Raw genomic sequence first — 23,173 nt, 5'->3', positions numbered from 1 at the left:
GATTAGTTTATCAAGGAGGGTTCGGTCATGCGGCAAAGCTGTATCTTCGTAGCGGCAGTGGCAATGTGTCTGGGGCTTTTGGGGGCACCTGTCACCGCACAGGACGCGATCAGCGTCAGCACGCCCAAAACCCTGACCCAGAATAAGACTCTGGCCCAGAAAAAAACCACCCTCAAATATACCGCCGGTTTTACCGAAGAGATCCTGAAAAACGATAAGGGTGAGGCCGTGGTCTCCCTGTCGGCCATTTCCTATGTCCGTGACGGCGTAAAGGATCGCAGCACCCGCCCCGTCATCGTCTTTTTCAATGGCGGCCCGGGCGCTTCGTCGTCGCCGCTGCATATGTCAGCCTTTGGTCCGCGCATCCGTGACAAGGACGCCCTGATCGATAATCCCGACACGCTGCTGGATGCCGCCGATATGGTCTTTATCGATCCGGTGGGTACGGGTCTCAGCCGCAGTTTTAAACCCGATGAGTTGCGGAATTTCCTGGGCGTCAACCGCGATGCTACGGCCGTCCATAACCTGATCGCCAAATGGCTGAAGGCCAATGGCCGCGAAGCTTCCCCGCTCTATATCGCTGGTGAAAGCTATGGCGGCTACCGGCTGGCGGTCATGTCGGGCCAGATCGCCAAAGACAAAACCCTGCCGGGCCTCAAAGGGCTGATCCTGATTTCGCCGTCGCTCAACATGTCGGAATCGCGCGACATGGGCCAGATTCTGGAACTGCCAACTCTGGCCGCCGGTGCGTGGCATCATAACAAAATCGACCGCAAGGGCCGCAGCCTTGAGGCCACCTTTGCCGATGCGCAAGCCTTTGCCATCTCGACCTACGCCCCGGCCCTGCTCAAGGGGGCGCAGATCACCGACGCTGAGAAAACCGAGGTCGCCAACGGCCTGTCCGCCCTGATCGGCCTGCCGGCAGAGACGATCCTCAAGGCCAATCTGCGGGTCGACAGCCAGACCTATCTTGAAACCCTCAATGCCGATAAGGATCAGTTGACCGGCCGCCTCGATATGCGGGTTGTGGCGCCCAAGGCCCCGCCCGCCAATCCGAACCGCCCCGCCGCCGCCAATGATCCCTCGCTTGGGCTTGGTAAGTCCAACGTCATCAAATCGGCCCTGATCACCAGCTACCTCAAGGACGAACTGAAGTTTCCGGCCAGCGACGACTATGTGTCCCTGTCGCTGGAGCTGAATTTTCAATGGAACTGGGACGATGTGAATAAGGACCGGCAGTTTGTGATGAACGTCACCCCCGATCTGGCGAAACTTATGAACGATCGCCAAGACCTTAAGATGATGGTGGTTGGTGGCTATTTCGATCTGGCCACCCCTGTCTGGGCGGCCCGCTATGAGATCGAGCACGCCGATATCCCGCTGGAGCGCGTGACGTTCAACGCCTACGCCGCCGGTCATTCCGTCTTTAACCCCGCCGATAACCTGACGGCCAAGGCCGATCAGATCCGCAATTTCATCAAATAACGGAGCGTAACCTATGGCCGAAGAACCGTTATCGAGCGTCGATATCCGCATTCTGGAGCAGATCCAGAAGGACTCCTCCCTGTCGACCAGCGATCTGGCTGACCGGGTCGGCCTGTCGCAGTCACCGTGCTGGCGCAGGCTTCAGCGCCTTAAGGATGAGGGCTATATCAAGGGACAGGTCGCCCTGCTGGATCGCCATAAGTTCGGCGCGTCCCTGATGCTGTTTGCCTACCTTAAGATGACCACCCTGACCGACGAAAAGCGCGCCGAATTCCTGCGTAAGATCGAAGCGACGCCGGAAATTCTGGAGTGTCACTCCCTGTTCGGGGAAAAGGACATCATGCTCAAGGTCGTGGCCCCCAGCATGGAATGGTACCAGAAATTCATCTTCAACGTGATCCTGAAGCTGCCGGGTGTGGTCGATATTCAATCGACCGTGACCCTGAGCGAGCTGAAATCAACCACCGCCATCCCGTTGCGCGGTGCCAAGGCGCTGTGAACGCCACCGGCATGAATTAACCACTTAGTCGCAATTGCAACCGGATTTATGCTCATAACCGCAAGCACGCGACTGAGAAAAACATATTTATTCGCAAAGACCGTCGTAGCGTACCTTTGCGAAACCGTCACAAAACATGAGCAGGGGAATTGATCATGACTGTGAAAACCGTCCGTAAAGCTGCTGTCAGCACACTGGCCCTCCTGCTGTGTGCAGGCGCCGCCCTGCCCGTCTATGCGCAAACGCCGCCGCCATCTGTGGCTGAAAACTTTGCGCCCGCAGACTTTGGCGCCGCCGTGGTGACCAAACACAAGGGCACCTTTGGCGGCCAGAAAATCGACTATACCGCTACCGCCGCCTCCTATGTGGTCAAGGATGCCTCAGGCCGCGACGCCCTGTCGGTCGTGACCTTTTCCTATGAGGCCAAAACCAAAGCCGCGAACCGCCCGGTGATGTTTATCTTCAACGGCGGCCCGATCAGCCCGTCGGTCTATCTGCACATGGGGGCCTTTGCGCCCAAGCGCGTGCATATGCCCGACGACCTGAGCGCCGATCCGTCGACCTTTCAACTGGTCGATAACCCGAACGCGCCGCTTGAGGTCGCTGATCTGGTGTTTATCGATCCGGCCGGCACCGGCTACAGCCGCCCGCTTAATGGCACCAACCTGAAAGACTGGTTCTCGGTCGAAGCGGACGCGGAACAGTTCGCGCAGGTCATCACCCAGTGGGTCAAAGCGCGTGGCCGCGAAGCCTCCCCCGTCTATATCTTCGGTGAATCCTACGGCACCATGCGCGCCCCTCAGATCGCCAAGAAGCTGGCTGAAGACGAGACGCCCCTGACCATTGGCGGGGTGGTTCTGTTTGGACAAGCCGCCAATATCACCGACTATGTGCAGCGTAAGACCAATATCGTGTCCTATGTCGTGTCATTGCCGACGCTGGCCGCCACCGCCTGGTATCACAAGGCCGTCGACACCCGCGGCCTGTCGCTTGAGGCCTTTGTGGCCGAAGCGCGCAGCTTTGCCGATACGGAATATCTGGCCGCCCTCTATAAAGGTGGCGACCTGCCTGACGACCAGTTGATGGCCGTGGCGAATAAGCTGGAAGGCTTTACCGGCGTATCCGCCCAGACCTTTGCCGATGCGCGTTTGCGCATTTCCAAAGAAGCCTATCGTCGCCTGCTGTTTAAGGACAAGGGCCTGATCATCGGTATGGCCGATACCCGCTACACCGGCCCGCTCGAAAAAGGCGGCGATCCGTCTTTTGTCGGCCCCAAGGCTATGCAGGATGGTTTTATTCCCTATGCCCGCGATTTCCTGAACATCAAGACCGAGGTCAAATATCTGACCAACAGCCCTGTCACCGGTGGCCTTGATGGCTGGGACTGGGGTTATGGCAAGGGGCCGTTCAGCGACTGGCCGTATTTTTCGATGCTGAGCGATGTGCTGAAAACCCAGCCCAAGATGAAGATCATGGTCGGCGTCGGCTGGTACGATACCCAAACCACCGTCGGCGGCTCAGAGTACCTTTTGAAGCAGGCCGACTGGCCCAAGGCCAATACCCGCCTGACCTATTATGAAGGCGGCCATATGAACTATTCCAATTCAAAAGCATTGGAAAAGCTGGGCGTCGATATCCGCGCCTTCCTCAAGGACGGCCAATGACCTACACCCACTATGATCCCGCCGCCGTGATCAAATGGCTGGACTATCCCGGCTGTATCGCGGCGGTGCGTCAGGCGATGGCCGCGTTTTCAGCCTCCGAAGCGCCCCAGCCTTTGCGCACCATCATTCCGCTGGCCCCGCTGAAAGTCCTCGCGCTCATGCCGGGCTTTCTGATGGATGAAGCCGCCGCTGATAAGCTTGGCATCTATGGCGGAAAGATCATTTCGGTCGTGCGTAATCCTGAGAACACAGGCCGGTCAAAGCATCATGGTCTGGTCATCGTATTTGACCCGAAAACCGGCGAACTGGTGTGCTCGGCTGATGCCGGTGAAGTCACCGAAATCCGCACGGCCTGCGCCTCAGCGGTGGCGACCGATGCCTTGGCACGCAAGGATGCCAAACGCCTGACCATATTTGGTGCGGGCGCTCAGGCCAAATCCCATGTCGAGGCTATCCGCCATGTCCGTGCATTGGAGGACATCCGCATCTGGGCGCGCGACTATGATAAGGCCGCCACCTTTGCCGCCGACATGGCGCTGTCCACCGGCCTCAGGGTCTATGCTGTCGCTGATGCCCCCGATGCCTGTAAGGGTGCCGACATCATCTGCACCACCACCGGATCGTCTGAGCCCGTTCTGTTCCGCGACTGGGTCGAGGACGGCACCCACCTGAATATCGTTGGCTCCTCCGGCCCCGGCCCGGTTGAGGTCGATAACGACCTTGTCGTCGCCTCACGCTATATTGCCGACAGCCGCCGCTCGGTTCTGGCGGCAGGGGCCGAGTTTCTGGTCGCCAAAGAGGCCGGCCTGATAACGGACGACCACATTGTCGCGGAAATCGGCGAAGTCCTGAACGACACCGTCGTTGGCCGCCGTAACGACACCGAGATCACCTTTTATAAATCCCTGGGCCATGTGGTGCAGGACCTCTGTTCCGCCGCCTATATCCACGCCAAAGCCACCGCTTAAGTTTACGGAGTTCCCATGTCCCTGATCCGTTCCGCCCTGCTGACGACCGTTTTCGGACTGGGCTTTGTGGCCCCGGCCTTTGTGGTTCCAGCCTTTGCCGACGCCAGCTTTGTGATCATCCAGAACGGCGAAACCGTCGGCCATGTCGAGGTGGTGGAAACCGCTGCCGATAAGGGCAAGACCCTCAATATCGATTACTTTGTCGATGACAATGGCCGTGGCCCCAAGCACAAGCAAGCCATCACCCTGAACGACAAGGGCCTGCCGGTGGCAGGCCAGATCAGCGGCACCTCCCTGATGGGCGGGACGGTCGCGGAAAGTTTTGCCATTAAGGGCACGTCCTTTACCTGGTCATCGCAGGCCGACGCAGGCAAGATGGCGCTGAAAACGCCCAAGCTCTATGTCGTCAACGATTCCAACCCCTATGATCTGGCTATCTATGCCCGCTACCTGCTGACCCAGCCGAACCAGACGGCGGACGCCCTGCCCGGCGGATCGGTACGCCTGCAAGCCGTAAAGTCCATAAACGTTGGTCAGGGCGAACAGGCGCTGAAAGTCACCATCTATCGTCTGGATGGCCTTGACCTCGCCCCCGCCTATATTCTGCTGGATGAGCAGAACGAACTGTTCGCAGCAGGCAATATGGTGCGCAAAGGCTATGAGGCCGAAATCAAATCCCTTGGCCGCCTCAACAGCGAACTTGAGGCCGAGCGCCAGAAAACCCTTCAGGCCGAACTGGGGCATCGCTTCGACGGACCGGTGCGCATCAGGAATGTGCGCGTGTTCGATCCGAAAACCGGCAAACTTAGCGGCCTGTCGAGCGTGGTGATCAATGGCGACACCATCGCCACCATCCTGCCCGAAGCCGAGGCCGCTACCAATGCCCCGAAGGATGAGACGATCATCGATGGCGAAGGCGGCACGCTGGTGCCCGGCCTGCACGACATGCACTCCCACACCACGCGCTCATCGGGCCTGTTCCTGCTGGCATCGGGCGTCACCTCGGTGCGTGATATGGGCAATGACAACGGGTTTCTGGATACCCAGATCCGCCTAATGGCTGAAGGCACGGTCGCCGGCCCCCGCATTGTCCGTAACGGTTTTATCGAAGGCAAGAGCCCCTATTCCGCCAACCACGGCTTTGTGGTCAACTCGCTGGATGAGGCCATGAAGGCCGTGCGCTGGTATGCCGATCACGGCTATTACCAGCTCAAAATCTACAACAGCTTCAACCCCGACTGGATTCCGGCGGTCGCGGCTGAATCCCACCGCCTTGGCATGGATGTAGTCGGCCACATTCCGGCTTTCTATACGCCCGACCGCGGCATGAAAGACGGCTACGATGAGATCACCCACATCAACCAGCTGGTGCTTGGCTGGCTGCTGAAAGACGGTGAAGATACCCGCACGCCGCTGCGCCTGACGGCTCTGGCCCGCGCCGCCACGCTTGACCTCAACTCCGCCCCCGTGCAGGCATCGGTTGCGACCATGAAGGCTCAGGGCATGGGCCTTGATACCACCGCCGTGATCGTTGAGCGCCTGATGCTCAGCCGCGCAGGCAAGGTCAATCCGGCCGATGAATGGTACCTCAAGAACATGCCGATCGGCTATCAGCGTTACCGTAAGCGCACCTATGTGCCACTGAAGGACGCCGCCGAAGACAAGAGCTATTTTACCGCCTTTGATAAGCTGGTCGATATCATGAAGATGCTGCACCAGAACGGCATCCAGCTACTGCCCGGTACGGACGATACGCTCGGCTTTTCGGTCAAGCGCGAACTGGAACTCTATGTCAAAGCCGGCATGACTCCGGCTGAGGCGCTGAAAGTTGGCTCCTACGACATGGAGGTCTATTTCGGGCGTGACCAGCAACTGGGGACGATCGAACGCGGCAAGCTGGCCGATTTCTTCCTCGTCAAGGGTGACCCGACCAAGGACTTAAGCGCGCTGCGCGAAACCCGCATGGTGCTCAAAGGCGGCTTTGTCTATTTCCCGAACGAGATCTATGACGCACTGGGGATCACACCATTCACGACGGCGCCTAAGGTCATCAGACCCGCAAGCCCGGTCGCCACATCCGATCACTCTGATCACGGAGAGTCCGATGGCGCCCATTTCCACTACTGACATCGTCCATTTTCCGTACGATTTCGACCTGCCCGCGTCTGAGGCTGTGGCCACCGGCGGTATAATGCACCTGTCCGGCCATATCGGTGATGACGATGACGGCCATGTGGCGGATACTCTGACCGAGCAGACCGAGCAGATGATGCGCAATGTCGCGGCATCGCTGAAAACCGTCGGGGCCAGCTTTGATGATGTGTTCAAGTGCCGGCTGATGCTGACCGACATGAGTCGTCTTGAGGACGTGTTTGAGATTTACCGGCTTTATTTCAAACCGTTACGCCTGCCGGTGTGTACGACCTTTGGGGTATCGGCTCTGGCTTACGGCGCGCAGGTCGAAATCGAAGTCAGTCTGAAAGTCTAAGGGGACCATCAATGACCACGGCTGTATCCAAACTTGTTCTGGCCGCCATTCTGATGGTGACGCCTGTTGCCACCGCACCGGCCCAAGCTCAGGCTCAAACCCTCGCTCAAACCACTGCGACAGCGCCTGTTCCGCTGCGCTTTGAAACCCACCATTCCGGCACCTTTGGCGGCAAGACTATCCGTTATAAGGCCGTGGTTGAACAAACTTCCATCATCGGCGCCGACGGCCAACCTGTCGCCCAGATTGTGGCCACCAGCTATATCCGCACCGACACCCCCAAAGGCACGGTCAGGCCGGTGATCTTTGTGTTCAACGGCGGCCCCGGCTCGGCCTCGGTCTGGCTGCACATGGGCATCATGGGCCCCAAGCGGGTGGCTTTCAAAGACGACGTTAAGCCTGAGACCACGCCGCCGTTCAACATCACCGACAATGCGGAAAGCCCGCTCGATGTCGCCGATATCGTGCTGTTCGATCCGCCCGGCACCGGTTATTCGCAGGCCGTAGCCGGTAAGGAAGCCCAATCCTTCGGCGTGGAACAGGACGCGAAAATCACTGCCGACTTCATTCAGGGCTGGCTGCGCCAATATGATCGCGTGGGTGCCCCGAAATTCGTGGTCGGCGAATCCTATGGCACCATCCGCGCTGCCCGTCTGGCCAAGCTATTGGCCGGTGGCCCTTCGGAAACCGGCTCCATGACCGGCATTACGCTCAATGGCGTCATCCTGCTGGGTCAGGCGATGGATATGTCCGGTAAAGGCGATACGCCATACCTTACGGGCCTTCCGACCATGGCCGCCACCGCCTGGTATCATGGCGCGGTCGATAAATCCGCGACCACACTGCCCCAGCAGATCAAGGATGCGCAAGGCTTTGCCGCCGGTGATTACTTACGCGTGCTCTACCTGGGGGATCGCGCCACGCCCTCTGATAAAGCCGCCGTCGCCACAAAGCTGTCGGCCCTGACCGGCCTGACGCAAGACTATATCCTGCGCCAAGACCTGCGCGTCAGTCTGAATGAATTTGCCTCTGAGGTTCTGGCCTCGAAAAACATCCAGATCGGCATGTATGACGGCCGTTACACCCTGCCGCTGAAATCCTCCGGCGGTGATCCGGTCGCCGATGATCCGGCGATGGGCCAGTATGTGCCGGGCTATCTGGCCGCCCTTGATCAGCATTTCACCAGGAACCTCGGCGTCAAAATCGATGCCTCCTATAAGGCCATTGAATTCCGTACCATCAATGCCCGCTGGGATTGGGGTGGCGGGGCCGGTGTGCCGCCGTCAAAGAACTATGCCACCGATCTGGCCGTCGCCATGCGCCGCAATCCCTCGCTTAAACTGATGGTCGGCACCGGCGTCTATGATCTGGTGACCACGCTCGGATCGGCGGAATACACCATCGCCCACTCAGGGATCGACCTGAGCAGCGTCACGTTTAAGACCTACGAATCCGGCCATATGCCCTATATGGGCCCCGACAGCCGCAAGGCCCTGTCGGCTGATCTCAGAACCTTTATCGAAAGCGCCAGCGCCCAATGACCGAACCGACCACACCCTCTCGCCACCTGAAACAGAATGTCGGCCTGACCGGCGTGGTCATGTTTGGCGCGGGCAGCGCCATCGGCGTGTCGATCTTCTCGGTTCTGCAACCGGCGGCACAGGTCGCAGGCTCCGGCCTTCTGATCGCCATGCTGATCGCCACCATTCCGATGATCCTGTTTGCCTCATCCTACGCCTTCATGGGCTCGGCCCTGCCGACGTCGGGTGCGTCCTATGAGTGGCCGCGCCGGTTTATCCACCCGTTTATTGGTTTTATGATCGCCTGGCTGCGGATCGTCGCCAATGTCGGGGCGGTGATCGTCCTGTCATCGGTTCTGGTCAGTTATCTTGGTATGGCGTTTGACTTGCCGCGCAAAGCCACAATGGCGGCGGCCATTACCATTGCCTTTGCGCTCAACTATTTCGGGGTATCGATCGCCGCGGGCATCCAGACCATACTGATGGGGCTGTTGCTGCTCGTGCTGGCGGCCTTTACCTTTACCGGCCTGCCACTGACCACTATGGATCTCATTCAGCCGATCGTCGGTCACGGCTGGGTGGCCATTCTGGCCTGTGTGCCACTGATGATTTCCCTGTTCCTCGGCATCGAAGCCGCCGTTGAAATCGGCGAAGAAGTGAAAAACCCGCAAAAGACCCTGCCGCGCGGCATTGTGCTGGCTGTGCTTTTGACGCTGGTGGTCTATGGTCTGGTGGCCGTGACGGCTCTGGGCCTGATCGGGCCGGACGCGCTGGCGGGTACAAAAACCCCGCTGCTTGATGCCGCCAAAATTCCTCTCGGCCCGTGGGCAGCCCCCGTCATCATCGGCGCGGCGACGATCTCGATCATGAAATCGCTCAATGGTCTGGCGCTCGGCTTTTCACGCTCATTGTTCGCTATGGGCCGCGAAGGCGCCCTGCCCGCCATATTCAATAAGATCCATCCGAAATTCGGCACCCCCTACATGGCGATCCTGATCGGCTGGGGGGCCGCTCTTGCCGGGATTATGTTGCCGGACGATCTGGTGTTTCTGCTGCTGGCCGTCAATATCCCGACCATGCTGAAATATATGGCCTGCTCGATCTCGGCCACCAACCTAGTGAAGCATCATCCCGAACTTCACGCCAATGCCGGTCTTAAGTGGAAGAAATCTTCGGTCCTGTGGCTGGGCTATCTGGGGGCCGTCTGTGCAGTGGTTGTCATTCTGGCCGGCATCGAAGCCGATGTCCGCCCTTACGGCCTTTTGGGCGTCTGGGCAGTGATCGGGGTTATCTACTGGGCCATCCGCACGCGGATAAATCAGCCCCGCAATCCGTAAAATCCAATGTAATTTATGCGAAAACCGGGTCTGGCCCACCCCACTTCACATAAGAATTGCCCGGATTATCGGCTAAATTTTTCCTCACAGCCGCCCTGTGACCAGAGGCTGGCACATATGGAAATCAGTATGAATATCTCCTCGCGGCTGAGCCGGTCTGATAACGGCCTTGTGGCGTCACCTCTGTCTTCGGTCGCAGATGCCCAACCGCCGCTGTCCTATGCCCAGTGGGTACGTCAGGCTCTGGCCGATCGCGCCGAAGCGTTTGTGTTGTTCGATAGTTCGGTTGATGAGCCCAAGGCCCTGCTGCAACAGACGATCCGTGAAGGTTTCGCAGACGGTTTCAGCGACCGCTACACCTCCGCCTTTGTGAGCGGAAATCCCTATGTGCTTAAGGCCCTGTCGCGCCGCTATGATGTGCCGCAGGATCATATCCTGACGACCTCAGCCGCCACGACGGCCATTGCGCTGGTCTATCGCGCCTATGTATCTGAGGGTGAGCATATTCTGGTCGAAACCCCGCGCTTTGACCTCTTGGCCACCACCGCGCTCGATATGGGCATTGAGGTTGAAGACTTTCAACGTACCGGTCAGGACTACGCCATCAATATCGACGACCTGCGCGCCCGCATCCGTCCCGATACCCGCCTGATCGTCCTGTCGGACCTGCATAATCCGTCGGGCATGTTGCTGGACAGCGCCACCCTGACCGAGCTGGCGGAACTGGCCCGTACCTATGGCCTCAAAATCGTGGTCGATGAAGTTTACGGCGACTATGCCGACAGCGCGCGTCCGCGCTCAGCCGTCCACTATTCCTCTGATTTTATCGCCATCAACTCCCTGACCAAGATCTACGGCCTGTCGAGCTTACGCTGCGGCTGGATTTTGGGCACCCCCGAAGCTTTGGCGCCGGTGCGCGAAGTGGCCGGGCGTTATGACTTCACCACCTCGAACCTGTCCCATGCGGTGGCCGCCCTCGTGCTGGAGGCCGACGACACCTATGACGCCTATCGCCGTCAGGTCATGGCGCAGACCCGTCCGGTCATGGCTAAGTTTTTCGATCTGTGGCACTCAGAAGGCTTGATCGAAGGTCAAATGCCTGAACATGGCTGCATCTGTTTTCCGAAACTGACCGGTATAGACGACACCATCGCCTTTTCAGACTGGCTGGCCAAAACCCATAATGTCCGCGTAGCACCCGGCGAATATTTTGGCGCGGCAGGGTCTGTGCGCATCGGCTTTGCCAAGGATATCACCGGCATGACTGCGGCGCTGGAGCGCATGACGCACGGTCTGCGCCAGTACCGCCACGTTTAGAGTCTACCCCACAGAAAGCCAAAACGGCGGTTTTATGCCGCCGTGGCGCGCTCGGATGCACGGAAATCATTGACGGCGTCGGCATTGCCGGTATCTGGCCCGCCCAGCCGTTTAAGCAGCCCCAGCAATTGGGTCAGTTCATCATAAGATAGTTCCGGCATCAGTGACGCAGCCCTATGCAGCGCCGACGGCACAGTTTCCTCATATTTCAGCCGCCCCGCCTCGGTCAGAAACAGGTCATAGGCCCGGTAATCCCCTTCGCAAAATTCGCGTGAAATATACCGCTTTTTGCGCAAGGCCGTAATGGCGCGCCACGCCACCACCTTCTCAACCCCGATCCCGGGTGAAACATCCTTCTGCGGCAGGCGCTCGTGCGTGCTCAATAAGGCCAGGATTCGCCATTCCGTGCTGCTCAGGTCGCGCGCCTCATAGGCGGGGGCGGCAATATCAGACACAAGGGCCGCCAGCCGCTCAAGATAATGCGGTAAGTAGTTATTGTAAGCCGGTAATCCCAGTCGCATACCAAAAACTCCCTTTTCCCCAAAGCTTAGCATCGCCAAACAGAAAAATATCACCCCGAAAATGCCGGTTTGATTCATTTTACGCATGAACCATTCCACATAGAAAGGCTTACCGCAAAATATTACCCCATTTGCGATCATGAATACCGTATACGATTTAAAATCACAAGAGACTAAATTTACCTCGCAACCGCGATATTTACGGCGATTTAGACAAATCTTTTCGCCCGCCCTCCGTTAATTTGCCGCAGTGCAATATGGAGCGCGGAATGAATAGTGGCGCAAAGGCTGCCGGATTATGGCCCTATGGGGCGGCGCGGGGGCTTACAACGGGCAAATCCGTCCTGATGGGGATTGCCGCGATGATGGTGGTCATCGCCGTCTGGACCGGTTTCAGCCTGTCGGCGCGCGGACTTGGGCATCTTAATCTGACAGCGGGCGATGCCGCCCTGATCCGCTTTGGGTTGCCGGCCCTGCTGTTTGCGCCATTCATAGCCACGCGCTGGGCGCAGATACGCCGCGTCGGGTTTAAGACGGCACTGGCGGTATTTGCCGGAGGCGGCCTGCCGTTTTATCTGGTGGCCGTCAAAGGCGCCAACCTGACCTCTGCGGCCATATCCGCCGCCCTGATCCCCGGCGGCAGTGTCCTGATCATCAGCCTGGTTCAGGCGGCAGGTAAGCGCGGCCCGGCTCTCAGGCACGCCCTGTGCGGGCTTGGCCTCATCTTGAGCGGGCTGCTGGCCATACTGATTGCCAGCCACGGCACCGGCCCGCTGTCTGTCCCCGGCACCGCGCTGGTATTTAGCGCCGGTGCGCTGTGGGCCCTGTTTACCCTGTCGGTACGCCACAGCGGACTTGACCCGATTGCCGTGTCACTGGTGCAGTGTCTGTCGTCTCTGGCCGCGCTTGCCCCGCTTATCGGACTTGGCTATGTGCCTATCCATATCCGCATGGATAGCCTTGTGAGCGCCTGGCCGTTCATACTGGCTCACGGCATTGGCACAGGACTCTTGGCCGGACTGGCCTATGCCTTTGCCATCCGCCGGATCGGGGCCTTGCGCGCGTCGGCCATAGGCTCACTGTCGCCCGCCGTCACCGCCATCTGCGCGGGCCTGTTTCTGGGGGAGCCGCTGACGCCGCTGCTGCTGACCGGAGCGGCGGTCATCACCATCGGCGTCATCTGGCTGCAAAAACCTATTGCGGCTTAAGGGTAAAGCTATAGGTCTGCGGCTGAAGCTTGATGCGGTACTTGGCCAGAGGCCGCCCATCCAGTGACCAGCCGGTGTCGCCACCGACGCCGGTTTGCGCCAGATCGATCAGCAAAGAGCCATTACTATGCGGGCGGATTTCCGAGGATTTCCACGTCCCGCGCGGGTTACGCAGATAGAGGTCTTCGTACGGGAAGGCCAAGGCATTAACGGACAACGGCTGTTCGCCGGTGACGCGCACCCCCTTACCCGCCGCATCGCTTAGGGCCAGCCAGCGCACATCGGTTTTGTTGCCGCTTTCCTGCGGGCGGGAATAGTCGTGATACTGATCGGCAACCTTGCCCTTATAGAGGCCGATCGCGTAACCGGTCTGGCGATCGACATAGGATTCCTGCGGCCCGCGTCCGTACCATTCGATATCGCTCAAAGTCGGCTCACTGTCGAACCGCAGCCCCAGCCGCAGTGGATCGGGCAGATCGTCGCGTAACGGGGTAAAGGTCGAAGTCACCTTGACCGTCCCATCCGGCAACATCCGGTAGGTGGTTTCCCAATGGGCCGCACCGGTGCCGAAATTATAGAGCACCTTGACGGCCTCATCCGTCATCTCGACCGAGCGCACCTGACGGTTGTCGGTGAAAGTTTTCCAGATACGGTGGGATTTTTCAACGCCCGTGCCTTCATCATTGTCGACCAGCCCGCGCCAGAAGTTGGGGGCGCCCCCCTTAAGCAAAGTCTTGCCACCGGCACTGTAGGTCACCAAACCTGTCTTACCGTCGAGCTTGAGCGTCGCCGCGGCTGATTTCAGGCTGATCTCGTCGCCGGTACGGGCCGGTTTAACGGCAACGACTGCCACAGGTTCGGCCTCAGACTTATGGGTGATGAACTGCGTGAAGCCTAAGACGGTGCCCGCCGCAACGCCCTTGATAGCGTCCGCCTTGGCCTTGGCGCGCAGGGTAACGATCTGTTCTGAGCCGGGGGCCACTTTCAGCATCGGCAGATTGATCGCCACCGCCTGCTTCGTTCCGGCCTTGACCGCCGCGGCGTCAAACGCACCGGTCGTGACCACATTGCCGTTATTGGTCAGTACCCATTCAAACTCAAAGCCCGACAGATCGCTGAAATCATAACGGTTGACAACCGTAACCTGCCCCGTCGTCGGATCGCCTTCGAATACCACCGGCGAATAGACCTTTTGCAGTTCGTAATATTCCGGATCAGGCACACGGTCGGCACCCACCACACCATCGCCGACCACCGAATTATCACCGCGCGCCGGATTGATATCAAAGCCTGAGGCCCAATACGGGCGGCCCTTGTCATCCTTGGCGTGAACCGTCTGATCCACCCAGTCCCAGACAAACCCGCCCTGAAGCTTTTTATGGCTGCGGATGGTTTGCCAATAGTCCTCAAGATTCCCCAGCGAATTACCCATAGCGTGGGCATATTCGCACTGGATCATCGGCTGGGTACGGGTCGGGTCTTGCGCCCAATCGACCATTTTTTCGATATCATCATACATGGGGGCGTAAATATCGACATAAGGGTTCGGCGCATGACGCTCAACCAGTGTCCCTTGACCCAGATAGGAAATCAGCCGTGTCGGATCATTCTTGCGTATCCATTTGGCGGCGTTTTCAAAGTTCGGCCCGGTGCCCGCTTCGTTACCCAGCGACCAGAAAATGATGCTGGGGTGGTTTTTGTCGCGTTCAACCATGCGCGAAATGCGATCAATGTGGGCCACTTCCCAATGCTTTTTATAGCCCAACTGTATCTGTTCACGTTTGGGGCTGCCGGCCTTGTCGGCCTTATCCATATATTCGTGGCTCTCGATATTGGCCTCGTCCATGAGGTAGAGGCCGTATTCGTCGGCCAGATCATATAGCCGCGGATCGTTGGGATAGTGAGAGGTGCGCAGGGCGTTGACATTGGCCTGCTTCATCAGCTCAATGTCTGTGCGCATCGACGCTTCGGACACGACGCGGTAGGTTTCCGGGTCGTGCTCATGGCGGTTGACGCCCTTGATCATGATGCGCTTACCGTTGACCTGAACTTCGCCATTGCGGATTTCGACCGTACGGAAACCGATCTTGCGCGCCGTGGCCGAGATCAGATTGCCCTTGGCATCTGTGTATTCGATCACCAGACGATAGAGGTTCGGCGTTTCCGCCGACCACGCCTTAACACCCTTGATGGTGCCAGTCAGTTTAGCCGGTTTAGTGGTCGACGCCTTGGCGGTGGTTTTCAGCACCTGCGCCTCACCGTCGTAAACCGTGGCGGTAATCGTGCCGGTTCCCTTGACACCGGCCAGTTCGGCCTCCAGGGCAAAGGTGCCGTCGGTGTAGGTTTTATCCAGCGAGGCCGTGACGGTGTAGTCACGCAAACGGACTTTAGGCTCAGCGTAGAGATAAACGCTGCGCTCGATGCCCGACAGCCGCCAGAAGTCCTGATCCTCAAGGTATGAGCCATCGGCATAGCGGTAAATCTCTATGGCGATGCTGTTGGTACCGGCTTTCAGGAACTTGGTGACATTAAATTCCGACGGCAGTTTGGAGTCTTCGGAATAGCCGACCTTCTCACCATTGACCCAGATGTAATAGGCCGCCCCCGCCGCCCCGATATGCAGGAACACATCGCGACCCGCCCAATCGGATGCCACGTCAAAGCTGCGCTTATACGATCCGACCTCATTGGCGTCATGCGGGATGAAGGGCTCGTTCATCGGGAACGGATACTGGATATTATAGAATTCAGGGGTCCCGAACTTGCCGTCGCCTTGGGCCTGAATCATGCCCGGCACCTGGATCTTGTCCCAGGCCGAGGTGTCTTGTTTGTAAAAATACTTGGGGCGTGCCTCTACGCCCTTGGAGAACTTAAAATCCCACGTCCCGTCCAGCGACTGAAAATAGCGCGACGCTGACTTATCCCCTTTGAGCGCCAGATCACGGCGCTCATAGTTAAAAAACGTCGCCTTCATCGGCTCGCGGTTCACCGCCACTACCTCCGACTGCTCCCACTCGGCGCGCGGCGCCTCTTGCGCAAAGGTTGTGGCTGGCACCGTCAGCATCAGCACCAGAGCCATTGCAGTCATCGAATTCCCGTTTTTCATGTAAGACAATACACCCTGTTTCAACTTAATTAGCCGCCATCATTAATAGTACAAATACGTTTAAAACCAAGGACATGCAACCGTCTGAGGCACTTTTTTGTACGACAAATAACCCGATATTGACAATAAGGTCAATTTTTTGTCGCAATTATACAACAGCCACAACTCAAAGCACGCAATCAGGCCGTTTTGTGTTCAAACAGGGTTTGGCAATGATAGCGTTGTCATGATAGCGGTACCGCACAATAAGCGAATATGGCGATTCAAAAGCTTAAATTCGCAGTTGGGAAGGAACGGCTAAGGGCAAACGTCCAAGCGTTTTTTGAGTAATTTGATACCGCAGATGCCCCACTTAAACGGGGCTTCGCGGGCACGAAGAGGTGCGTCCGCAGACTGACTGCGGGTGATAGCGATGCCACATGTCGGCAGCGTCTGAGCACTTATGCCTACAAAGTGTACTCGCGTAACAAAAAAACAAAAGCTGGAAGGAATTGAGATGACCACAAAGACTACACACAAAGGGATGAAGCGCGTCGTGCGCGCCGCCATTCTGTGCAGCGCCTCGACGCTGGCCGTTATGGCCGGCGGCGCGTTTGCACAGGACGCGGCACCCGCGGCCCCGGAAGCCGGAGACGTGGAAACCGTTATCGTGACCGGCGTGCGCGGGTCTCTGCAACGCGCCATGAATATCAAGCGGAACGCGACGGGGGTGGTTGATGCCATCACGTCGGAAGACATCGGTAAGTATCCCGACACCAACCTGGCCGAATCGGTTCAACGCATTCCGGGCGTGTCGATCGACCGCACCAACGGCGAAGGGGCCACTGTGACGGTGCGCGGCTTTGGTCCGGGCTTTAACCTAGTGACGCTGAATGGCCGGGTAATGCCGGCGGCGCAAATTAACGCGGTGGGCTCAGGCAACGGAACCGCCGGTGGCGGTTCACGTAATTTCGATTTTTCGAGCATCGCCTCTGACGGCGTATCAGGCTTTGAAGTCTATAAGACCGGCAAGGCCCATGTGGCTTCGGGCGGCATCGGCGCGACCCTGAATATCAAGACGCTGCGCCCGATCGGTAAGGCTGGCGCTTCGGGCTCTCTTTCGGCCAAGGCCGTGCACGGCGAAAACCTGATCGACGGCAAGGATTTTACGCCGGAAGTGGCAGGAACCTATAAGTGGACTAACGACAGCAACACCTTCGGTGTGGCGTTGTTCGGTCAGTTTGCCGAAAGGGACGTGGCGACACGTCAGGCGACGCAGAACAGCTGGAACCTCGACACGCGCGATCAGTTCTACAGCCCCTCCAGCGGCCGTCTGCGCTACGCGTCCAACCAGACAACGCTTCAAACTCAGATCACCAATGCGCCGCCGGCGGGTTCGCTGGTCGCCTATCCGAACGACAGCCGTTACGCCCTGTCCGAGACGCATAACGAGCGCAGCAATCTGGTGGCGACCGCCCAATGGCGTCCGGTGGAAAACTGGCTGTTCACGGCTGACGCCTTGTACGTTCAGAACGAAGCAACGGAATTGCGCGCCGAGCAGACGAACTGGTTTAACCGTCCGTTCGACCAGATCATCTTCGAGAAGGGCGCTTCGGGCATCTACAACGCCGTCTTCCTGCAGGAAAACCTGTCGGGCGTGAAGGACATCGGCTTCGAGCAGCAACTGGTAAGCCTGAAGAGCACGTTGAAGTCGGTGGGCTTCAATGCGGTGTGGGACATCAACGACAAGATGAGCCTGACCTTCGACGCTCACTCGGCGGAAGGTGAAGTCATGCCGAACAATCCGGACGGCTCGACGACGGTGGCCATCTCGATCGGCGCGCCGGTCGTGTCGTCGCACTCGGTGGACTTCCGTGGCGAGATTCCGGTTCAGAAGTACACGATTAACGACGCTCTGCGCGGCAATAATAACGGCCGTTTGGACGCCGGCGATCTAGGCTCGCAAGTGGGCCGCACCTGGACTAACAGCCAGACTAACAAGATCGACGAGTTCAAGGTCGATTTTGCCTATGACTTCGACGGTGAAAGCCGCTTCGACGGCGGCATCGACATACTGAAGTCGGAAATGACTACCACCACGGGCTCGACCTATCAGGCGCTCGGCGACTGGGGCATTTCGAACCCCGGCGATGTGGCCCAGTACGCACCGGGCTTGATCACGACCTACGATCTGGGCAGCTTGTTCCAGGACTTCACGCCGGGTCAGTCGAACATTGCCTTCCGCGGCAATGCACTTGACATTTACCGCGCGCTGGCTAAGGGCTATAACCAGTCGCTCCCGACGACGTCTCTGACGGCGAATACGATTGAGGAAGAGATCAAGGCCGTCTATGGTCAGCTAACGCTGAGAGGCGACTTCTTGGGCAAGCCAGCCAGCGTTGTGGCGGGTCTGCGCTATGAAAAGACGGACGTGACGGCGTCGGCGCTGCAAAGCATTCCAACGGCCATCCGCTGGACTGCTGACAACGACTTCGCCACCAATTTCGGCACCGGCGTGGCCACCCTCAGCAGTCAGGCGGACTACGACAACTGGCTGCCAAACCTCGACATCTCATGGAATGTGCGTGATGACGTGACCCTGCGGGCGTCTTACTCCAAGACGATCGCACGCGCCGCCTACGGCAATATGTTCGCGACGACAACGGTCAATACGCCGCCACGCCCGACGGCTAACGGCACCAACCCGACAGCCAGTTCCGGCAACCCGGCCCTGCTGCCGCTGGAATCTTCAAACATCGACTTCTCGGCAGAATGGTACTACGGCACGACCAACTATGTGTCGCTGGGCTTCTACAACAAGGACGTCGCCAACTTTATCGGTACCGGCCGCGTCACGCAGAACCTGTTCAGCCTGCGCGATCCGACTGCGGCTACGGCAGGCTCACGCTCTGGTACGGCCAAGACCGCGCTGGGCGATCTGGGTCAATCGCCAACGGATGTGAACCTGTTCACCATGACGGCGCTTTTAATCAAGAACAACGGCAATGTCACTGCGGCCAAGAACGAGTACAGTGCCAATTCGACGGGCGGCAACCTCAATCAGGCCTTCGTCGATCAAGTTCTGGCGGCGTACGACATCACGGCTGACGCCAACGATCCGCTGTTCAATTTCGATACTGCCATTCCGGTCAACAACAAGACCGCGAACATCCACGGTTTCGAATTGGCCTTCCAGCACTTCTTCGGCGAAACCGGCTTCGGCGTCGCGGGCAGCATGACCACGGTCGAGGGCGACATCGGCTTCGACGATTCGGCGGCACCGGGCACGCTTCAGTTCCCGCTGCTGGGGCTGTCGGACACCTACAATATGACCCTGATCTATGATAAGGGGCCTCTGTCGGGTCGTCTGTCCTACAACTGGCGCGACACGTACATCGCCAACACCAATGTCGGCGCCCAGGGTGATCCGCAGTACTTCGAGGAGTTCGGCGTTCTGGACGCTTCGGTCAACTATCAGGTGACCCCTTCGATCCAGTTGACCTTTGAAGGCCTCAACCTGACCAAGGAGCATATCCGCCAGTACGGACGCGATACCACCAACATCTACTTTGCTCAGGAACTTGACACCCGTTACCAACTGGGCGTGCGTTACAAGTTCTAACCGCGTAGCTTAAACTGATGGAAAAGGCCGCGAACCCTCGCGGCCTTTTCTTTCTCTGCCGAGTATATAAAGTATCCCTATGAGCCAGCCCGTAGCACTTGATAATATCGAACACCACGATCTGAGATATATCTCAGGTCACGGTTCAGCCTTTGGGGACAGCGTCAATCAGACGCCCGTGTTTCCGACCGAATTTGCCGAAATCCAGCGCGAATATCCGATCTTTTTCCGCCGTGACCATCAGGGTGCGTTTTATGCCGTAGCCCTGCTCGGTCTGGATAAGGACGAGAACCTGTTTCTTGAGGGCAACCAGTGGAATGCCCGTTATATCCCCGCCATGATCGCGCGCGGCCCGTTCCTGATCGGCTTTCAGACCCGTGACATCGACGGTGAAACCCGACGCGAACCGATGATCCACGCCGATATTACCCACCCGCGTTTCAGCCGCAGCGAGGGCGAGCCCCTGTTCCTGCCCCACGGCGGCAATGCCCCGCGCCTTGAGCGCATCAGCCGCACCCTGCGCACCATTCACGCCGGATCTGAGGTCATGCCCGCCATGTTTTCGGCCTTTGAGGCCGCCGGCCTGCTGGCCCCGATCGAGGTCGATATCCGGCTGGATGAGACCACCTCCTATAAGATCCCCGATCTGTTCGGCATCAGTGCCGAGGCGTTGAACGGCCTGAATGGTGAAACATTGCAATCGCTTAATCAGACAGGTTTTCTGGCTCTGGCCTTTCAGGTGATGTCGTCACTGGGTAATGTCTCGAAGATCATCGAGATGAAAAACCGCAAACGCCATCAGGTTTAAGCCGCCATGTTGGATTCACCCGCCAAGCCCCTGATTCTAGACGGCATCGCACCGGGCGATATCCCCTATGATGACCTGATGGCCGGGCAGCGGCCGGTGATCCTGAAAGGGCTGGCGCGCAACTGGCCACTGGTGCAGGCGGGCCTTAATAGCCCCAAAGCCGCGATGGATGACCTGCTGCGCTATTATCAGGGCCGCCCCGTGACGGCCTATACCGGTGCACCTGACATCGGCGGCCGGTTTTTCTATAATGACGACGTTACCGCCATGAACTTCAAGGGTGAGCGGGTGGCGCTTAATGACTTTCTGGCGCAGGTGCATGACCACCTCAACCATCCCGCCCCGCCGTCCTTTTATCTCGGCTCGACCGATCTGTCGCTCTATCTGCCGGGCCTGCGCGATGACAATGACTTGATCCTGAACCACCCTATGTTTGAGGCCAATCCACCTCTGGCCAGCATATGGATAGGCAACCGCACCACCGCCACCTGCCACTTTGACATGTCGCATAATCTGGCAGTCTGTGTGGCGGGCCGTCGCCGCTTTACGCTGTTTCCGCCCGATCAGGTCCACAACCTCTATCCCGGCCCGCTGGAGCCGACCCCCGGCGGTCAGGTGGTCAGCATGGTCGATTTCCGCAAGCCTGATTTTGAGCGCTTTCCCCGCTTTCGCGACGCTCTGGCTCAGGCTCAGGTCGCCGAGATGGAGCCGGGCGATGTCCTGTTCTATCCGGCCCTGTGGTGGCATCATGTCGAAGCGCTGGAACCGTTCAACATCCTGATCAATTACTGGTGGAACACGTCTGCGGCCTTTATGGATACGCCGTGGACGACACTGCTGCACGGGATGCTTAGCCTGCGCGACCGGCCCGAACCTGAAAAAGCGGCCTGGCGGGAACTGTTCGACTACTACATTTTCGGCCCCTCAGAGGTGCCCGCCGCCCATCTGCCCGAGGCCGCGCGTGGCCCCCTCGCCCCGCTTGATCCGCTCATGGCGCGGCGGCTGCGTGCCCAGATACTTCAAAAACTCAACAGGTAGTAAAGCCCATGACCCGACCGCCCGTAAAGAAAGTCGTTATTGCCGGTGGCGGCACCGCCGGCTGGTGCGCCGCCGCCGCCCTCAGCAAAATGATCGGCCCGCTGATCGAGGTCACTTTGGTTGAATCGGATGAAATCGGCATCATCGGCGTCGGCGAAGCGACCGTGCCGACCATCCGCACCTTTCACCATTTGCTGGGCATCGATGAGCGCGAGTTTATGCGCGCGACCAACGCCTCCATCAAGCTCGGCATTTCCTTCGATAATTGGGCGCGCAAGGGCGATCACTATTTCCACTCGTTTGGTGTGCTTGGCAAATCGTCGTGGATGGCGCCGTTTCACCACATATGGCTTCAGGCAAAAGCCGATGGTGTCGCTGGCCCGTTAAGCGACTATTGCTTTGAGCTTCAGGCCGCCGAAAATGGCAAGTTCGAAACCTCCCCCACCTCGCGCATCAACTATGCCTATCATTTCGACACCGGACTTTACGGCCCGTTCCTGCGCCGCTTGAGCGAAGCCGCAGGGGTTACCCGTGTTGAGGGCAAAATCGCCCGCGTCGACCAAAACCCGGACACCGGCGACATCACCGCGCTTATGCTTGAGTCAGGTCAGAGCATTGCGGGCGATCTGTTTATCGACTGCACGGGCTTACGCGGCCTGTTAATAGAAGGAACGCTGAAAAGCGGTTATGAGGACTGGAACCACTGGCTGTCCAACGACAGCGCCATCGCCATGCAGACCGAACCGACCGGTAAGATCGTGCCATATACTCAGGCCATAGCCCATGACGCGGGCTGGCACTGGCGCATCCCGCTGCAAAACCGCGTCGGTCAGGGCCATGTCTATTCCAGCGCCCATATGAGCGACGATCAGGCGATGGACAGCTTTATGGCGACCGTCGGCGCCCCGGCCCTGACCAAGCCGCGCACCATCAAATATCGCACCGGACGGCGCTTAAAAATCTGGAACAAAAACTGTATCGCCATGGGCCTGTCGAGCGGGTTTATCGAGCCATTGGAATCGACCAACATCCACCTGATGCAGATCGCCGCTACCCGTCTGGTACAGCTATTCCCGTTTGACGGCATTACCGACGCCCTGATCAACCGGTTCAACAAGCTGACCGAAGATGAGGTCGTCAATATCCGTGATTTTGTCATTATGCACTATAAGCTGACTGAGCGTGACGATACGCCTTACTGGCGCGAACGGCGCGATATGGCGATCCCTGACACCCTGACCGAGCGTATCGAGATGTTCCGTGACACCGGCCACGCCTGGCAGGTCGCCGATGAGGTCTTCCGCATCGATTCCTGGCTTCAGGTTATGACTGGCCAGCGCCTTGAGCCGAAGTCCTGGCACCACCTCGGCCGAATGATGAGCACCGAACAGTCTGGAAAGGCATTGGCGGCACTTAAGGCCCAGATCGATCAGGCCGTCGCCGCCATGCCGGAACATGGCGATTTCCTGAAGGCCTATTGCGCCCTGCCCGAACCGGTTTAATTGAAGAGATCTGATATAAAATCCTTATTTTCAACTTGAACCCGCCCATTTTAACCTTACGCTTTTGACCGCACAGTCAGGCCACTATCAACCCAACTGAGTGAGGCTGTT

16 protein-coding genes are annotated in these 23,173 nt (G+C 58.4%); 14 read left to right on the top strand and 2 right to left on the bottom strand.

From position 1 onward, the window contains the following. Positions 1-27: 27 nt before the first annotated feature. The 9 genes from PQU98_RS16385 to PQU98_RS16345 all read left to right on the top strand — a co-directional run bounded on the left by PQU98_RS16385 (position 28) and on the right by PQU98_RS16345 (position 11,278). A complete protein-coding gene (locus PQU98_RS16385) occupies positions 28-1,485 on the top strand; it encodes a S10 family peptidase (protein ID WP_272746041.1) in 1,458 nt (485 codons plus the stop codon). A gap of 13 nt (positions 1,486-1,498) precedes the next feature. Further along, complete coding sequence (locus PQU98_RS16380) at positions 1,499-1,984, top strand: Lrp/AsnC family transcriptional regulator (protein ID WP_272746040.1); 486 nt, start codon at positions 1,499-1,501, stop codon at positions 1,982-1,984. Positions 1,985-2,139: 155 nt separating this feature from the next. Further along, positions 2,140-3,648 (top strand): S10 family peptidase, encoded by a 1,509-nt coding sequence (locus PQU98_RS16375; RefSeq protein ID WP_272746039.1) that lies wholly within the window; start codon positions 2,140-2,142, stop codon positions 3,646-3,648. Further along, on the top strand, positions 3,645-4,616 hold the full coding sequence (locus tag PQU98_RS16370; protein ID WP_272746038.1) for an ornithine cyclodeaminase family protein: 972 nt from the start codon (positions 3,645-3,647) through the stop codon (positions 4,614-4,616). The genes PQU98_RS16375 and PQU98_RS16370 overlap by 4 nt, the downstream gene beginning before the upstream one ends. Before the next feature lie 15 nt (positions 4,617-4,631). Then, entirely contained in the window at positions 4,632-6,743 is a 2,112-nt protein-coding gene (locus tag PQU98_RS16365; RefSeq protein ID WP_272746037.1) for an amidohydrolase family protein, read from the top strand. Further along, the gene (locus PQU98_RS16360; protein ID WP_272746036.1) at positions 6,721-7,104 is read left to right on the top strand and encodes a RidA family protein; all 384 of its coding nucleotides are present in this window, start codon (positions 6,721-6,723) and stop codon (positions 7,102-7,104) included. Before PQU98_RS16365 ends, PQU98_RS16360 begins: the two co-directional genes overlap by 23 nt. Before the next feature lie 11 nt (positions 7,105-7,115). Beyond that, positions 7,116-8,645: a S10 family peptidase gene (locus tag PQU98_RS16355; protein WP_272746035.1), complete on the top strand. Its 1,530-nt coding sequence runs from the start codon at positions 7,116-7,118 to the stop codon at positions 8,643-8,645. After that, entirely contained in the window at positions 8,642-9,961 is a 1,320-nt protein-coding gene (locus PQU98_RS16350) for an APC family permease (RefSeq protein WP_272746034.1), read from the top strand. Before PQU98_RS16355 ends, PQU98_RS16350 begins: the two co-directional genes overlap by 4 nt. Positions 9,962-10,090: 129 nt before the next feature. Continuing rightward, positions 10,091-11,278 (top strand): pyridoxal phosphate-dependent aminotransferase, encoded by a 1,188-nt coding sequence (locus tag PQU98_RS16345; protein WP_272746033.1) that lies wholly within the window; start codon positions 10,091-10,093, stop codon positions 11,276-11,278. A gap of 32 nt (positions 11,279-11,310) precedes the next feature. On the opposite strand, the gene PQU98_RS16340 is transcribed toward PQU98_RS16345, so the two are convergent. Next, entirely contained in the window at positions 11,311-11,799 is a 489-nt protein-coding gene (locus tag PQU98_RS16340) for a MarR family winged helix-turn-helix transcriptional regulator (RefSeq protein ID WP_272746032.1), read from the bottom strand. A 269-nt stretch (positions 11,800-12,068) separates the two neighbouring features. Between PQU98_RS16340 and PQU98_RS16335 the strand changes: the two genes are divergently transcribed. After that, positions 12,069-13,007, top strand: a complete 939-nt coding sequence (locus tag PQU98_RS16335; protein ID WP_272746031.1) for a DMT family transporter — start codon at positions 12,069-12,071, stop codon at positions 13,005-13,007. On the opposite strand, the gene PQU98_RS16330 is transcribed toward PQU98_RS16335, so the two are convergent. Further along, complete coding sequence (locus PQU98_RS16330) at positions 12,994-16,095, bottom strand: glycoside hydrolase family 2 TIM barrel-domain containing protein (protein ID WP_272746030.1); 3,102 nt, start codon at positions 16,093-16,095, stop codon at positions 12,994-12,996. The two genes, PQU98_RS16335 and PQU98_RS16330, sit on opposite strands and share 14 nt — an antisense overlap. Positions 16,096-16,609: 514 nt before the next feature. Here PQU98_RS16330 and PQU98_RS16325 point away from each other — a divergent pair. The 4 genes from PQU98_RS16325 to PQU98_RS16310 all read left to right on the top strand — a co-directional run bounded on the left by PQU98_RS16325 (position 16,610) and on the right by PQU98_RS16310 (position 23,062). Further along, positions 16,610-19,714 carry a TonB-dependent receptor gene (locus PQU98_RS16325; RefSeq protein WP_272746029.1) on the top strand — a complete coding sequence of 1,035 codons (3,105 nt, stop codon included), beginning with the start codon at positions 16,610-16,612 and terminating at the stop codon, positions 19,712-19,714. A gap of 79 nt (positions 19,715-19,793) precedes the next feature. Then, positions 19,794-20,522 (top strand): SapC family protein, encoded by a 729-nt coding sequence (locus PQU98_RS16320; protein ID WP_272746028.1) that lies wholly within the window; start codon positions 19,794-19,796, stop codon positions 20,520-20,522. 6 nt (positions 20,523-20,528) lie between these two features. Beyond that, complete coding sequence (locus tag PQU98_RS16315) at positions 20,529-21,560, top strand: cupin-like domain-containing protein (protein ID WP_272746027.1); 1,032 nt, start codon at positions 20,529-20,531, stop codon at positions 21,558-21,560. Between the two features lie 8 nt (positions 21,561-21,568). Further along, positions 21,569-23,062, top strand: coding sequence for a tryptophan halogenase family protein (locus PQU98_RS16310; protein WP_272746026.1), 1,494 nt, complete (start codon positions 21,569-21,571; stop codon positions 23,060-23,062). The last annotated feature ends 111 nt before the right edge of the window (positions 23,063-23,173 follow it).

Source organism: Asticcacaulis machinosus, assembly GCF_028550435.1.
In the GTDB taxonomy this organism is placed as follows: domain Bacteria; phylum Pseudomonadota; class Alphaproteobacteria; order Caulobacterales; family Caulobacteraceae; genus Asticcacaulis; species Asticcacaulis machinosus.
Note: the sequence above shows the minus strand (reverse complement) of the source record. Positions and strands in the feature narration are given on the sequence as shown.